Origin of the sequence: Halorhodospira halophila, assembly GCF_016653405.1 — a bacterium.
GTDB classification, from domain to species: Bacteria; Pseudomonadota; Gammaproteobacteria; order Nitrococcales; family Halorhodospiraceae; genus Halorhodospira; species Halorhodospira halophila_A.
In genome coordinates, this window is sequence record NZ_NHSN01000015.1 from 77,843 (window position 1) to 90,952 (window position 13,110).

The 13,110-nt window shown below is 70.7% G+C and carries 11 protein-coding genes; 4 read left to right on the top strand and 7 right to left on the bottom strand.

All coding sequences use genetic code 11. The features are described from left to right. Positions 1-22: 22 nt before the first annotated feature. Together dinG and CCR79_RS04755 are read right to left on the bottom strand one after the other, a co-directional pair. Positions 23-2,155, bottom strand: coding sequence for an ATP-dependent DNA helicase DinG (gene dinG / locus CCR79_RS04750; RefSeq protein WP_201169314.1), 2,133 nt, complete (start codon positions 2,153-2,155; stop codon positions 23-25). A gap of 76 nt (positions 2,156-2,231) precedes the next feature. After that, positions 2,232-2,537 (bottom strand): hypothetical protein, encoded by a 306-nt coding sequence (locus CCR79_RS04755; RefSeq protein ID WP_201169316.1) that lies wholly within the window; start codon positions 2,535-2,537, stop codon positions 2,232-2,234. A 321-nt stretch (positions 2,538-2,858) separates the two neighbouring features. Between CCR79_RS04755 and CCR79_RS04760 the strand changes: the two genes are divergently transcribed. The 3 genes from CCR79_RS04760 (at position 2,859) to CCR79_RS04770 (ending at position 7,078) form a co-directional block, all read left to right on the top strand. After that, entirely contained in the window at positions 2,859-3,836 is a 978-nt protein-coding gene (locus tag CCR79_RS04760) for a TAXI family TRAP transporter solute-binding subunit (protein WP_201169317.1), read from the top strand. Between the two features lie 131 nt (positions 3,837-3,967). After that, entirely contained in the window at positions 3,968-6,139 is a 2,172-nt protein-coding gene (locus CCR79_RS04765; protein ID WP_201169318.1) for a TRAP transporter permease, read from the top strand. A 6-nt stretch (positions 6,140-6,145) separates the two neighbouring features. Next, the gene (locus tag CCR79_RS04770; RefSeq protein ID WP_201169320.1) at positions 6,146-7,078 is read left to right on the top strand and encodes an AEC family transporter; all 933 of its coding nucleotides are present in this window, start codon (positions 6,146-6,148) and stop codon (positions 7,076-7,078) included. Between the two features lie 17 nt (positions 7,079-7,095). Here the strand turns inward: CCR79_RS04770 and CCR79_RS04775 are convergent, their stop codons facing one another. The 3 genes from CCR79_RS04775 to CCR79_RS04785 form a co-directional block, all read right to left on the bottom strand. Beyond that, entirely contained in the window at positions 7,096-7,272 is a 177-nt protein-coding gene (locus CCR79_RS04775; RefSeq protein ID WP_201169322.1) for a hypothetical protein, read from the bottom strand. 55 nt (positions 7,273-7,327) lie between these two features. Beyond that, positions 7,328-9,943 carry a hybrid sensor histidine kinase/response regulator gene (locus CCR79_RS04780; RefSeq protein ID WP_201169323.1) on the bottom strand — a complete coding sequence of 872 codons (2,616 nt, stop codon included), beginning with the start codon at positions 9,941-9,943 and terminating at the stop codon, positions 7,328-7,330. 101 nt (positions 9,944-10,044) lie between these two features. Continuing rightward, a complete protein-coding gene (locus CCR79_RS04785; protein ID WP_201169324.1) occupies positions 10,045-11,601 on the bottom strand; it encodes a class I SAM-dependent methyltransferase in 1,557 nt (518 codons plus the stop codon). Positions 11,602-11,730: 129 nt separating this feature from the next. On the opposite strand from CCR79_RS04785, the gene CCR79_RS04790 reads away from it, so the two are divergent. Next, a complete protein-coding gene (locus CCR79_RS04790) occupies positions 11,731-12,288 on the top strand; it encodes an SRPBCC family protein (RefSeq protein ID WP_201169325.1) in 558 nt (185 codons plus the stop codon). 22 nt (positions 12,289-12,310) lie between these two features. Here the strand turns inward: CCR79_RS04790 and CCR79_RS04795 are convergent, their stop codons facing one another. Next, complete coding sequence (locus CCR79_RS04795; RefSeq protein WP_201169327.1) at positions 12,311-12,511, bottom strand: CPXCG motif-containing cysteine-rich protein; 201 nt, start codon at positions 12,509-12,511, stop codon at positions 12,311-12,313. A 55-nt stretch (positions 12,512-12,566) separates the two neighbouring features. Continuing rightward, the gene (locus tag CCR79_RS04800) at positions 12,567-13,064 is read right to left on the bottom strand and encodes a hypothetical protein (protein ID WP_201169329.1); all 498 of its coding nucleotides are present in this window, start codon (positions 13,062-13,064) and stop codon (positions 12,567-12,569) included. Positions 13,065-13,110 lie beyond the last annotated feature (46 nt).

Here is a 13,110-nt window from a genome sequence, read left to right on the forward strand (position 1 = left end):
TTTTCGTTGCGGGATGCCTGCCTTAGTCGAGACGGCGCCGGAACGGCGGCAGGGCGTCGAGGAGTTGGCGGCCGTAGCGCTGGGTCACCACCCGCCGGTCGAGGATGGTGATCCGCCCGCGGTCATCCTCGGAGCGGACCAGCCGTCCGCAGGCCTGGGTCAGGCGCAGCGATGCCCGCGGCAGGCTCAGGGTATGGAACGAGGAGTGCTGCTGATCCTCCAGCCACTCGCTGAGGGTGGCGGTCACCGGTTCGGTGGGCACCCCGAAGGGGATGCGCTCGATGACCACGTGATCGCAGTAGCGCCCGGGCAGATCCACCCCCTCGGCCATACCCGCCAGTCCGAAGAGGATACTGCCCTGCCCGGCATCCACGGCCTCGCGGTGGCGCTGGAGCATCGCCTCGCGGGAGCGCTCACCCTGGCACTGCAGCCGCTCCCGCAGGCCCTCGGGCAGCGCCTGGGCCACCCGCTCCATGCGCTGACGGCTGGTGAACAGCACCAGCGCCGCCTCGTAGGGGTCGAGGAGCTCGGGCAGCCACTGGCAGACCTCGGCCAGGTGCGCCTCGGCGTCGCGCGGATCGTTGCGCAGCGCCGGCACGTGCAGCAGGGATCGGCTGTAGTCGAAGGGCGACGGCAGGCAGCCCTGGCGGATGGCCTCCCCGTCGGGCAGGCCCAGGTCACTGCGCAGATGATCGAAGCGCCCCAGGGCAGTCAGCGTGGCGCTGGTGATCACCGCACCGGCGCACCGGTCCCACAGGCGCCGGGCGAGCTCGCCGGCCACCGAGACCGGCGAGACCGAGACCCGATGATCCACGGCACCGTCGGACTCCGCCTGGCGTTCCACCCAGCGGGCCACCGGCGGCGTTCCGGCATTGTCCTGCTCGGCGAGGAGCTCCCAGGTGGTGGCCAGGTTCGCCGCCCGCTCACGCAGGAAGCCAAGCCGCGGCAGCTGGCGCTCCAGCTCCTGGGTGTCGCCCCGCTGCGCCTCCAGGGCGGCGTAAACCCGGTCCGAGAACCCCTGCAGGGCGTCGTGCAGCCCCCGCGCCGGGCCGGCCACGCGCCCGGCCAGCTCACGCACCGGCTCGGGGGCATGACCGGCGCGGAAACGCCAGCGCTCACCCTCGGCATCGGCCCGGTAGTTGTGCTGCAGGAAGGTATCCGCCTCCTGCAGCGCGGTGGCTACCTCGCCCAGACGCTCCTGCAGCCGTTGCGCCTCGGCGTCCGGCGGCTCGCCGACCGCATCGTCCGGCAGCACCGCCGCGGTGTCCGTAGCAACGCCTTCGCCCTCCTCCAGCCACGTCCGCGCCGCCTGGACGCGGGCACTGGCAGCGAAGCGCTGCACCGCCTTGGCGGCCAGGTGGTGGCCCTCGTCGATGACGTAAAGCGCCTGCTCGGGCGCTGGCAGCAGGACCCCGCCCTCCTCCTCGCCGAGCTGCAGGTCGGCGAGCAGCAGGTCGTGATTGGTGATCACCACCTCGGCGCGGGACACCCGGTCGCGGGCGGCGTAGACGGGACATCCCTCAAAGTGGGCACACCGCCGTCCGGAGCAGGAGTGACTGGTGGAGGTGACCATCGGGCGCAGGTCGTCGGCCACGCCGTCGGCCCACTCGTCCAGGTCACCGCCCCAGCGCCCCTCGGTTAGGGCCTCGGCCATGGACTCCAGCTGCTCGGGCTCGCCCGGCTGAGGCGGGCGCGGCCAGCGGGCGCTGCCCAGGATGTCGGCGGCCAACGCCTGCTGCGCCCCGGCCTCGGCACTGGCCGACTGCCCGACCAGCTCATCCAGGTTGCGCGGGCACAGGTAACGACCACGCCCCTTGGCCACCGTGGCATCCACCTCGATGCCGGCGTAGCGGGCCAGCTTGGGCAGATCCTGGTGCAGGATCTGCTCCTGCAGCCCCACGGTGGCCGTGGCGATGACCAGCGGCAGCCCGCGGCTGCGCGCCGCCGGGACCCCGCCGAGCAGGTAGCTGAGGCTCTTGCCGGTGCCGGTGGGCGCCTCGATGGCAAGCAGGCGGTGGTCCTGCTCCCCTGCGAGGGCCTTGGCCACCTCCCAGATCATGCGTTTCTGCGCGGCCCGCTCGCGGAAGCCGGGCATCTCGTCCCGGACGCGGCGGTAGGCCGTGGCGATGGCGTCGGTGATGTCGGAGTCTGGCATGGCGCCAGTTTACCTGGGGGGCGGGGGTGAGCGGGAGCAGTGCGGGCGGGCCACCGGGCCCGCCCGGGCAGGGTCATCAGGAGCGGAAACGGTTCAGCGCATCGCGGAAGGCCCGCGTCATCGCCTCCCACGCGCTCTCCGAGCCCTCGCGCATGTCACGGAAGGCCTCTTCGCTGGCGTCCTGCATCTCGCGCAGCCGCTGCTTGCCCTCCTCGTACTTCTCCTCCAGCTCCTGGAGCTGCTCCTGATAGCGCTCGCGCATCTCCTCACCGGCCTCCTCGGCCTGGGCACGGACGCGGTCGATCTGCTCCTGCCACTCGGACAGGCGCGCCTTCATGTCCTCGACATGCTGCTCCTTGCGGTTCTGATCATCGTCGGCCATACCGGTCTCCTCCTTTCTGGTTCTGGTTGCCGGTCCTCCCCGGGAAGATAGACCGGGATGGGCTTGTTCACAAAACCTGTGGAAAACCCTGCGGAGAAACACCGCAGCCCCCAGCGTGATGCGGCTCCACAGCGGCCGGCCACTCACTGACCACCCCGCTCACCGGGGGCGCGCCGGTCGCCGCACGGCGGATTGGGAATTGACAATAGCGGTGCCCCCTGCGATAAAGCGCACTGCGCCCCGGTCACGGGTGCGGGTTATGCCAACCACCGAAACGCCCGCCAAAGGGCTTCCCCGGGCTCTGGAGGAGGAGCAAACAGAATGAGAATGAAAACCTGGCAACTCGCCATCTGCGCCACCTCGGCGCTGGCCCTGTCGGCACCGGCACTGGCCGACCGCGACGACTGGCCCCGCAGCTTCACCGTGGGCACCGCCAGCCAGGGCGGCACCTACTACATCTACGGCAGCGGCTGGGCCGACATGGTCGCCGGGATGCTCGACATCCGCGCCGGCGGCGAGGTCACCGGCGGGCCGGTGCAGAACGCCACCCTGGTCGAGACCGGCGACCACGAGTTCGGCCTGGTCACCATGGGACCGGCCCGCGCCGCCTGGGACGGCGAGAGCGAGCTGGCTCCGGGCATGGAGCATCGCAACATCCGCGCGGTCTTCCCCATGTACCAGACCACCTTCCACATCATCACCCGCGAGGGCGACGAGCTGACCTCCATGGAGGATCTGGAGGGCAAGCGTGTCGGGGTCGGCCCCTCCGGCGGCACTGCGGATATGTACTTCCCGCAGTTCTTCGATGAGCTCGGCATCGATGTGCGCGTCCGCAACGGCGGCGCCTCGGATCTGGCCGGCCAGCTGCAGGACGGCCTGATCGACGCCTTCGCCTTCGCGGCCGGCACCCCGATCTCGGCCTTCTCGCAGCTCGAGGCGGAGATCGACGCCAACATCTTCTCGGTCACCGAGGCGCAGCAGGAGCAGCTGCTCGAGGCATTCCCGGCGCTCTCCCCGGCGGACATCGAGGCGGACCTCTACAGCTCCCTGGACGCGGACATCCCGGCGATCTCCATCTGGAACTTCGCCATCACCCACCAGGACATGCCCGAGTCGCTGGTCTACGAGGTCACCCGGGCGGTCATGGAGAACCACGACCGGATGATGGACATCCACCGGGCCTCGCGCGAGACCCTGCCGGAGAACCACCAGTACAACGACTGGATGCCCTGGCACCCGGGCGCCGTGCGCTGGTTCGAGGAGAACGGCTACGAGATCCCCGAGGACCTGCGCGGCTGACCCCGAGCGGGACAGCCCATTGATCCCCCGCCCCCGCGCCGCATCCGTGCGACCGGGGGCGGGCTGTGTCAGGGGGCCTGCCCGGTAGCAGGTCCCGCACCGGTATCACCGAGGCCGAGGCATCCCCATCGATGAGCGATCGATCCACGAATCCGGAGCCAACGATCGAGACCCAGGGCGAAACGGAGATTCCCCTCGGCAGCAACGAGCGCGCCCTCACCGGCTGGCAGAAGCAGCTGTTCTTCTGGGCGTGCGCGCTCTATACCGCATTCCACATCTTCACCCTGAACGTGATCCCGCTGGAGACCTGGACCTTCCGGATCCTGCACATCGCCGGCGGCCTGTTCATCGGCTTTGCGCTGACCTCGGCGCGGACCCTGGACCGCGACGCGCCGGCCGCGCCCACCGGGATGCTCCAGTGGCTGGTGATGCTAGCCAGTACCGCCCTGATGCTATGGGCCCTGGGCGCACTCGGCTACATCGCCTACCTGCTGCAGGTGGATGGCATGTCCTCCACCCAGCTCCCGCCGTGGCTCGCCCAGCAGTTCGGCTACACCCTGTTCGCCAGCGTGGCCGTCGCCACCCTGGCCGGCTGGTTCCTGCGCAGTCCGGACAACCGTGTCCACTGGCCGGACTGGATCCTCGGCTTCGGCGCGCTGATGGTCGGTACCTACATCATCCTGGCGCTGACCCGCTGGCAGCTAGCGGCCGGAACCCCCTTTGCCGGGGCCCAGGAGCTGTGGATCTCGGCCGCCGGCGTGCTGCTGATCCTGGAGCTGACCCGACGCATCGCCGGCCTGGCGCTGGTGATCATCACCGCCATCTTCCTCGTCTACTCCTTCGTCGGGCCGTGGCTGCCCGGCTTCCTGGAGCACCGCGGCTACTCCTTCACCCGCTTCTTCACCTACCTCTACACCGACAGCGGGATCCTCGGCCCGACCACCGCGGTCTCCTCGACGTACATCATCCTGTTCATCACCTTCGCCGCCTTCCTGCAGGTCTCCCGGGTCGGCGATTACTTCGTCAACTTCGCCTTCGCCGTGGCCGGCTGGGCCCGCGGCGGCCCGGCCAAGGTGTCGATCTTCGCCTCCGGGCTGATGGGGATGATCAACGGCACCTCCGCCGGCAACGTGGTGGCCACCGGCAGCCTGACCATCCCGCTGATGCGCAAGGTCGGCTACCCGGCCAAGAGCGCCGGCGCCATCGAGGCGACCGCCTCCACCGGCGGGCAGCTGGTGCCGCCGATCATGGGCGCCGGCGCCTTCATCATGGCGGAGATCACCGGCATCCCCTATGTGGAGATCATCGCCGCCGCCATCCTGCCGGCCGCCCTCTACTTCCTGTCGGTCTACTTCATGGTCGACAACGAGGCGGCCAAGATGGGCATGCGCGGGCTGCCGCGGGCGCAGCTGCCCGGACTGGGGCGGATGCTGCGGCAGGTCTACCTGTTCATCCCCATCCTGGTGCTGATCTTTACCCTCTTCCAGGGCTACTCGGTGATCCGGGCCGGCACCGTGGCGATGATCTCGGCGGTGGTGGTCAGCTGGCTGACCCCGGAGGCGATGGGCATCCGCCGCATCCTCCGCGCCCTGGAGATGGGCGGGCGCATGGTCATCCCGCTGGTGGCGGTGTGCGCCTGCGCCGGCATCATCGTCGGCGTGATCAGCCTCACCGGCGTGGGTACGCGCTTCTCGTCCATGCTGCTGGGGGTGGCGGACGCCTCCATGCTGCTGGCGATGTTCTTCGCCATGTGCATCTCCATCATGCTGGGGATGGGCATGCCGACGACCGCCGCCTACGCCGTGGCCGCCTCGGTGGTGGCACCCGGGCTGCAGCAGCTCGGCGTGGAGCCGCTGATCGCCCACTTCTTCGTCTTCTACTACGCGGTCATCTCGGCGATCACCCCGCCGGTGGCACTGGCTGCCTATGCCGCCGCCGGCATTGCCGGCACCGATCCGCTGCGCACCTCGGTGACGGCGTTCAAGATCGGGCTGGCGGCGTTCATCGTGCCGTTCATGTTCTTCTACAGCCCGGCCATGCTCGGTGAAGGGACCTGGACGGAGATCGCCCGGGTGGGCGTGACCGCCTCGGTGGGCATCTTCCTGCTGGCCGCCGCGGTGCAGGGCTGGCTGTTCGGCCACGTCTCGTGGCTGCTGCGCGGCGTGCTGCTCGCCGGTGCCATCTCGATGATCTACGGCGGGATCTACAGCGACCTGGCCGGGATCGCGGTAGGCGCGGTGCTGATGGCCTGGCAGTACCGCTTCGCCTCACGGCAGCCGCTGGTGCCGAGCCAGGGCGGCTAGGCCGGCTTGGCGGGCGCCCTGGCCAGCGCCCTGGCGGCGGTCTTCGGACTCATCGCCCTGGGCCACGTGCTGCGCCGTCAGGAGGTCGTTCCGCCCCTGTTCTGGGACGGGGCGGAGCGGCTGACCTACTACTTCGCCCTGCCGGCGCTGCTGGTGGTGCGGCTGGCCGAGGCACCGCTGCGCGAGATGCCACTGCTGCCCGTAGTGGCCATCCTCGCCGGCGGCGTGGCGATCGCCGGCGCCCTGCTGCTCCTCGCCCGGCCGCTGCTGGAGCCGGACGGCCCCGGCTTCACCTCGGCGCTGCAGGGCACCTTCCGGCCCAACACCTACGTGGGACTGGCCACGGCGGCGGCACTGTTCGGCACCGAGGGGGTGACCCTGGCGGCGATCAGCCTGGCGGTCCTCGTCCCCCTGGTGAACCTGCTGGCGGTGGCGGCCCTGATCCGCTACGGCCGGCGCACCGGACGTCAGGCACCCGGCTTCTGGGCGAGCCTGGCGCGCAACCCGCTGGTGCTCGCCTGTCTGCTCGGCGTCGCACTCAGCCTGCTGCCGGTGGGCTTGCCGGCACCGCTGGCCGCCTTCCTCGATGCGCTGGGCCAGGCCGCGCTGCCGCTGGGCCTGATGGCGGTGGGCGCCGGGCTGTACTGGGGGCAGATCGGCCGCCATCCGCGGCTGCTGATCGCATCATCGGCCATCAAGCTCCTGCTCCTGCCTGCCGGCGTCGGCGCCGTAGTCCTGGCCGCCGGCCTGGACGCGACCACCGGGGCGGTGCTCGTGCTCTTCGCCGGGGTACCGGCCTCGGCGTCGTGCTACATCCTCGCCCGCCAGCTCGGTGGCGATGCCCCGCTGATGGCCTCGATCCTCACCGTGCAGACCGTCGCCGCCGTGGCCACCCTGCCCTTGGTGATTGGCGGTTTTCTGGCCATCAGCGGCGGCTGACCGCCACGCCCGGTGACCTACCAGGGCAGCCCCATGGACTGCTGCTGGTAGGTCCGGCGCATCAGCTCCTCGGCGTGGGCCTCGGCCTGGCGCTGCTGCTCGTAGCCGCTGCCGTGGGCGATCCGGGTGCCGTCCTGGTGGAAGAGCTCGAAGGCCCAGCGCCCGTCGGGCTCGCGGTAGGTCTCGTAGTACATGGCTGCTCCTCGGCGCCACCTCCCCTGCCGCCAAGGATAACGCGCGGCGCCGGGGTCAGCCGTCGCCGGCGATCCCCGACAGCAGGGCCGCCAGCCGTTGCCGGTCCACCGGCTTGGTCAGGTAGTCGTCACAGCCGGCGGCCAGACACTCCTCGCGGACCTGGTCCACGGCGTGGGCGCTCAGGGCGACGATGGGGGTGCGCGCACACGCTTGCTCGGCCTCCTGGGCGCGGATGGCCCGCACCGCATCGGGCCCGTTGAGCCCGGGCATCTGCACGTCCATGAGCACCAGGTCCCAGTCCTGCTCCCGCCAGGCGGCCACCGCCTGGCGGCCATCCTCCACCAGCGTCGGATGGACGCCGGCCAGCTCCAGCTGCGCCTGGATGAGCAGGGCGTTGGTGGCGTCGTCCTCGGCGACCAGCACGCGCAGGCCGGCGGCCTGCCCGGAGACCGCTGCGCCGGGGCCTTCGGCGCGGGGTGGCTCCGCGCGGGGCAGCCGCGCCGTGAAGGAGAACGTGGACCCCTGCCCCGGCTCGCTGGCCACCGCCAGGCGCCCGTCCATCAGTCGCACCAGCTCGTGGCAGATGCGCAGGCCCAGGCCGTTGCCGGGCTGGCGCCGGAAGGACGGGTTGCCCTGGGCGAACGCCTTGAAGATGTGCTCGCGATCCCCGGGGGCGATGCCCACGCCGGTATCGTGGACGGCGACGTAGAGCCGTCCGGTCCCCTCCGGTGCAACCTCCAGCACTACCTCGCCGCGCTCGGTGAACTGGATGGCGTTGCTGACCAGGTTGTGCACGACCTGCCCGAAGCGGGTGGCGTCGCCGCGCACCCACTGCGGGGTACCCGGCGCCTCGCGGACGCGAAGCGCCAGCCCGGCCTCCTCGGCGACGGCGCGCAGGACCGCCACCTGCCGCTCGATCACCTCGGCAAGCTCGAAGGGCTCGTCGCGCAGGGTCAACCGCCCCGACTCCATCCGCGAGAGATCCATCAGCGTGTCGATCAGCGCCAGCAGCTTCTCGCTGGCGCTGCGGCACAGGTCGAGGTACTCGCGCTGCTGCCCGGTCAGCTCGGTGGCCTGGAGCAGGTCGGTGAAGCCGTAGATGGCGTTGAGCGGCGTGCGCAGGTCGTGGCTGACCGCGGCGAGGAAGGTCTGGCGGTCGCGGTCGGCCTGGGCGCGGGCCCGCTCGGCCGCGACCCGTTCGGTGTTGTCGATGCCCACGGCCTGGAAGTGGCTGATCAGGCCATCCTCGTCGAAGAAGGCCTGGCAGGTCCACTGCACCCAGCGCTGCTCGCCGGTGGCGGCGGTAACCGGCAGCTCCAAGGTACCCACCGGCTCGGAGCGGTTGAAACGGCACAGGAAGGCCTCGAGCTGCTCGCGCTGCTCCGGCGCCAGCCATTCGATCCAGCGCCGACCATCCATCTCTGGCGCCGGCACCCCGAACAATTCCGCCACCATGCGGTTGGCGTAGAGCAGCGTGGTATCCGGCAGAAAACGCTGGATCAGATGGGGGTGGTAGTCGAGGATCTCCAGCATCTGGTCGCGCTCGCGCTGGAGGCGCTTGCGCCGGCTGATGTCCTGGAAGGAGATCACCGCGCCGGTGATCCCGTCGTCCTCGTCGCGCAGGGGCGCAGCGTAGACGAGCACGTCGAAACCGCGGCCGTCCATCCGCCAGAAGTAGTCCTGCCACGCCTCCAGGGGTTCGCCGGTGCGAATCACCCGGAAGATCGGGCACGCCTGCGCGGGGTACGGGCTGCCGTCCGGGTGGCTGTGGTGGGTCAGTGCGTGGGCGTCCCGGCCGAGGGCTGCCTCCTCGGAGGGAAAGCCGAGCAGCTGCCGGGCCGCGGGATTGAGGAAGGTGAAGCGCCCGGCCCGGTCGAGCCCGCAGACGCCCTCATTGATGGCCTCGAGCAGCCGGTCGCGCTCGCCCTGCAGGCGCACATGCTCGCTGATGTCCTCGACCATCCCGTCGAAGACGGTCCGGCCCTGCTCGTCCTCCACCCGGCGGACCGACAGCCGCAGCCACAGCGGCCGGCCTCGCAGCGTGCGGGCCTGCAGCTCGACCCAGCCGACGTGGCCGTGGCGTTCGATCAGGTCGCTGATCTCGGCCCGGCGCTGCGGATCGCGGTAGAGCGCCGACACCGGCGTGGCCAGCAGCTCCGCCTCGCTCTCGGCCTCGAAGAGCTCGACCATGGCCGGATTGACCTCGAGAAAGCGCCCCGCCGGGCCGGGGGTGTTGCGGTAGATGCCCACCGGCAAGGAGCGGAAGAGGTCGTGGAAGACCTCGAGCCGGCGCTGATAGCGCCGTATATCGGTGATGTCGTGGACGATGGAGTAGAGGTACTGCCGGCCGCCGAGCTCCAGCGGCCCGCTGTAGACCTCGACGTCGCGGACCTCGCCACCCTGCACGCGGTGCTGGAAGCGGAAGTAGCGACGCTGCTCGGCCCGTGCCCGGGCCATTTCGGCGTGCACCTGCGCATCATCGAGGGTATTGATGTCCTGGATGCGCATGCCGCAGAGCTCCGCCCGGGGGTACCCGTAGAAGCGCACGGCACTGGGGTTGGCGTCGAGGATGGCCCCGGATTCCGGGTCGATGAGCAGTTTGACCGCGGTATTGTCGGCGAACATGCGGGCGTAGAGCCGCTGCGCCTCGGTCTGCTCCGATCCGTTCATGACAGTCCCTGCCAGCGCTGCCGCCCACCGGTTTCAACTCCGATGCACCATACCATTGCCTTGCGTTTCGTGGGGCTGCGCGACACCGTGTCGCGGCCGCCTCAACCGCCGCGCCGGTCGCTTCCGGCGTCGATCAGCCCCAGGCCCTGCCAGACCGGCAGGCGCTCGCGCAGGATCCCCCGGGCGCGCTCCTGGAGCTCGCGCAGGTTGGCCCGCTCGCCTTCCAACACCTGGCCATCGCGCACCATCCGCCGACCCACTGGACGAAAACGCGACCAGACGGCCTCGGCCAGCCGCTCCGCACGCTGCGGGGCCCCCTGGCGCAGCGCCGCCAGGGCGACGATCTCGGTGTCCGAGGCGGCCACGGCGCTGCCGATGGCCGGCGCGGGCAGATGGCCGTGGGCTTCATCCTCGAGGATGCGCTCGGCGAGCAGCTCGGCCAACCGCCCCGCGGGCCCGGGATCAGCCGGTGGCTGCGCCGGGTGGGCCTGTCCGGTGGCGACCAGCACGGCGCACGCCTGGATCAGCGCCGGCAGCTCGACCCCGGTGGCCTGTCGCAGGTCGCCGAGGGTGGTCGGACCGCGGGCGATGCGATCCATCAGCGGCTGGTAGATCCGCGCCTGCCCGGTCAGCTCGCCGAGGTGGGTGTGGAAGACCGGGGTCATCTCGGCGCGGGTGAGCAGCGGCGCCACCGCGGTCTGGAGCACGGCGGCGTCCTGCTGCGCCGGCGTGCCACGGCGGCTGCCCTTGATGAAGACGTCCCGGCGGAATACCCGGTTCACCGCGTAGTCGCGCAGCAGCTCGCGGTAGTGGGGATCGGCGACGTCCTCCAGGGCCGCACGTGCCGGCTCGGGAAGGCTCAGGGCGTCGTAGTTCTCCAACAGATCGGCGGAGCCGACGTAGTCCAGGCGGGCCGGCGCCAGCTCGGCGAGCACGTCGGTGAAGTACAGGGGCTGCGCCGCGGTGTTGAGGTACTCGTGGGCCAGGTAGGTCGACTCCCGGGCGATGTCGCCGAGCCCGTCGAGCTTGGCCGGCGCCGCCGGGTGGCGCTCGAAGTAGGCGAGCCCGGCCTCGCGGAGCTGCTGCATGAAGGCCAGGCCGGACTCGACCTGCCGGTCGCTGCGCCCGGGGTGGCGGGCGGCGTGCTCGCACAGCAGCCGCTGGAAGGGCAGCACCCCGGCCCAGCCGGGCATGGCGTTGTAGCTGACGTAGACCAGGCCGCCCGGCTTCAGCCAGCGCTCCAGGAAACGCACGATGGCCTGCCGGTTGGCCGGGCTGACCCAGGCGTAGATCCCGTGCAGGGTGATGTAGTCGAAGGGGGCCAGCGCGGCGTCGGGCCACTGCGCCGCCTCGGCGAAGCTCGCCTCGTGGAAGGTGACGTTCTCCAGCCCGGCCGCCGCGGCCTGATCGCGGGCGTTGGCGATCTGCCCGGGCAGGAAGTCGATGCCGACGAATTCGGCGTGGGGATTGGCGGCGGCGAGCAGGTTGGTGCCCAGCCCCTGGCCGCAGCCGAGCTCGGCGTAGCGAAACGGCCGGGCCGGATCCGGCGCTGGCTCGCCCTGGAGACGGGCCACGAAGCTCAGATAGCCCGGGGCGAGCTCGCGGTAGAAGCCGCTGATGTAGTTGATATCCGAGACGTAACCGCCGCTCCAGTCCATGCTCTCTCCCCTTTTGGCGCGCCACGGTACCAGTTTCCGGGCAGCCTGCCTGCCCGACCGGCACAAGGGGGAGCCCGTGTGCCGCGGGCGGCGCTCGCCAGGGCGGCGCCGCGCGACTAGAGTGACGGTATGCGCCGTGGACTATTCGCCATCGCCCTGGTGGTCGTGATCGGCGCCGTCCACCCCCCGGCCGGCGCCGTGGAGATCCTTGAGCGGGATTTCCAGGTCGCGCGTCCCGACTACCAGCTGCGCGTCGTCGCCCGGATCGACGCCCCGCGCGAGGCGGTCTGGGCAGTGCTCACCGACTACGAGCGACTCTCCGAACTCTCTCCCGGCCTGCTGGAGAGCCGGATCGTACCGGACGGCGCCGGCGAGGCCGTCCTGGTGGCCACCGTCACCGAGGGGTGTCTGGTGCTGATCTGCCGCCGGGTGCGCCGCGTCGAGGCCATGGAGGAGGAACCACCGGAACGCATCCGGGCGCGCATCCTGCCGGAACACAGCGATCTGCGCCGCGGCGTGACCGAGTGGCTGCTCGAGGCCGACGGCGAGGCGACCCGCATCACCGTCGACAGCCATATCCGGCCCGACTTCTGGGTACCACCGGGCATCGGCCCGCGCCACATGCAGCGCACCTTCCTCAGTGATCTAACCGAGTTGATGGAGCAGGTTGAGCGCATCGCGCAATAAACGGGTCCGCTAGCACCGGCGCTTAGTCGTCATCCCGACGCAGGACCACCTCCGGCTCGTCGTCCCCCATGGACCAGCGCACCGCCACCTGGATCGGTGCGCAGCAGACCGGACAGTCCTCCACGTAATCCGTGTCCTCTCCATCGGTGTCGAGGAGCAGCTGGAATGGCTCACCGCAGTAGGGGCACGAGACACTCCTTTCCGGCCGCCAATCGGAATACATGGCTCACCTCGTCGTCACTGCACGCCCCGGCGATGCGAGCATCACGCCGACAGCCCTAACGATTCCCCAGCTCCATCACGCCCGGCAGCCGGCGCGGTCGCCACACGCCGAGGACCACATTGGCGATGCAGATGATCAGCACCACCCAGAGCACCAGCGGCTCGTTGTGGACGTTGCGCGGGATCTCGTCGACGCCGATGCGACCAGCGGCGGCCGCATCGGCCGCCGCGGCGACCTGCACCGCATTGCCGTGGATGAAGGCCAGGGTGGCCGAGAAGATGCTGAAGCTGAGGATACCCTTGATCCACACCCAGCCGGCCTGCCGGAAGCCAGTGTAGAGGGCCATGCTCATCAGCCCGGAGAGGAAGACCAGCGCCAGCGAGGGCAACAGCAGCCAATTGCCGATGGCGGCGATGCTGCCGCGGATGACGGCGTACTCCTCGATGGCCGTCGGCTCCGGGGCCAGGCCGAGCAGGATCAGGTGCACGGCCACGGCCCCGGTGAAGCCGATGGCCCCGAGGGTGTGGAGGATCTTGAGCGACTTGATCAGCATGGATGCTCTCCGCTGCGCGGTCCGGTGACAATCCCGGCGCCCCGGC

What these genes read in the sequence shown, in the direction of transcription:
- dinG (WP_201169314.1), bottom strand. Translation starts at nt 2,155, where the DNA reads ATGCCAGACTCCGACATCACCGACGCCATCGCCACGGCCTACCGCCGC.
- CCR79_RS04755 (WP_201169316.1), bottom strand. Translation starts at nt 2,537, where the DNA reads ATGGCCGACGATGATCAGAACCGCAAGGAGCAGCATGTCGAGGACATG.
- CCR79_RS04760 (WP_201169317.1), top strand. Translation starts at nt 2,859, where the DNA reads ATGAGAATGAAAACCTGGCAACTCGCCATCTGCGCCACCTCGGCGCTG.
- CCR79_RS04765 (WP_201169318.1), top strand. Translation starts at nt 3,968, where the DNA reads ATGAGCGATCGATCCACGAATCCGGAGCCAACGATCGAGACCCAGGGC.
- CCR79_RS04775 (WP_201169322.1), bottom strand. Translation starts at nt 7,272, where the DNA reads ATGTACTACGAGACCTACCGCGAGCCCGACGGGCGCTGGGCCTTCGAG.
- CCR79_RS04780 (WP_201169323.1), bottom strand. Translation starts at nt 9,943, where the DNA reads ATGAACGGATCGGAGCAGACCGAGGCGCAGCGGCTCTACGCCCGCATG.
- CCR79_RS04785 (WP_201169324.1), bottom strand. Translation starts at nt 11,601, where the DNA reads ATGGACTGGAGCGGCGGTTACGTCTCGGATATCAACTACATCAGCGGC.
- CCR79_RS04790 (WP_201169325.1), top strand. Translation starts at nt 11,731, where the DNA reads ATGCGCCGTGGACTATTCGCCATCGCCCTGGTGGTCGTGATCGGCGCC.
- CCR79_RS04795 (WP_201169327.1), bottom strand. Translation starts at nt 12,511, where the DNA reads ATGTATTCCGATTGGCGGCCGGAAAGGAGTGTCTCGTGCCCCTACTGC.
- CCR79_RS04800 (WP_201169329.1), bottom strand. Translation starts at nt 13,064, where the DNA reads ATGCTGATCAAGTCGCTCAAGATCCTCCACACCCTCGGGGCCATCGGC.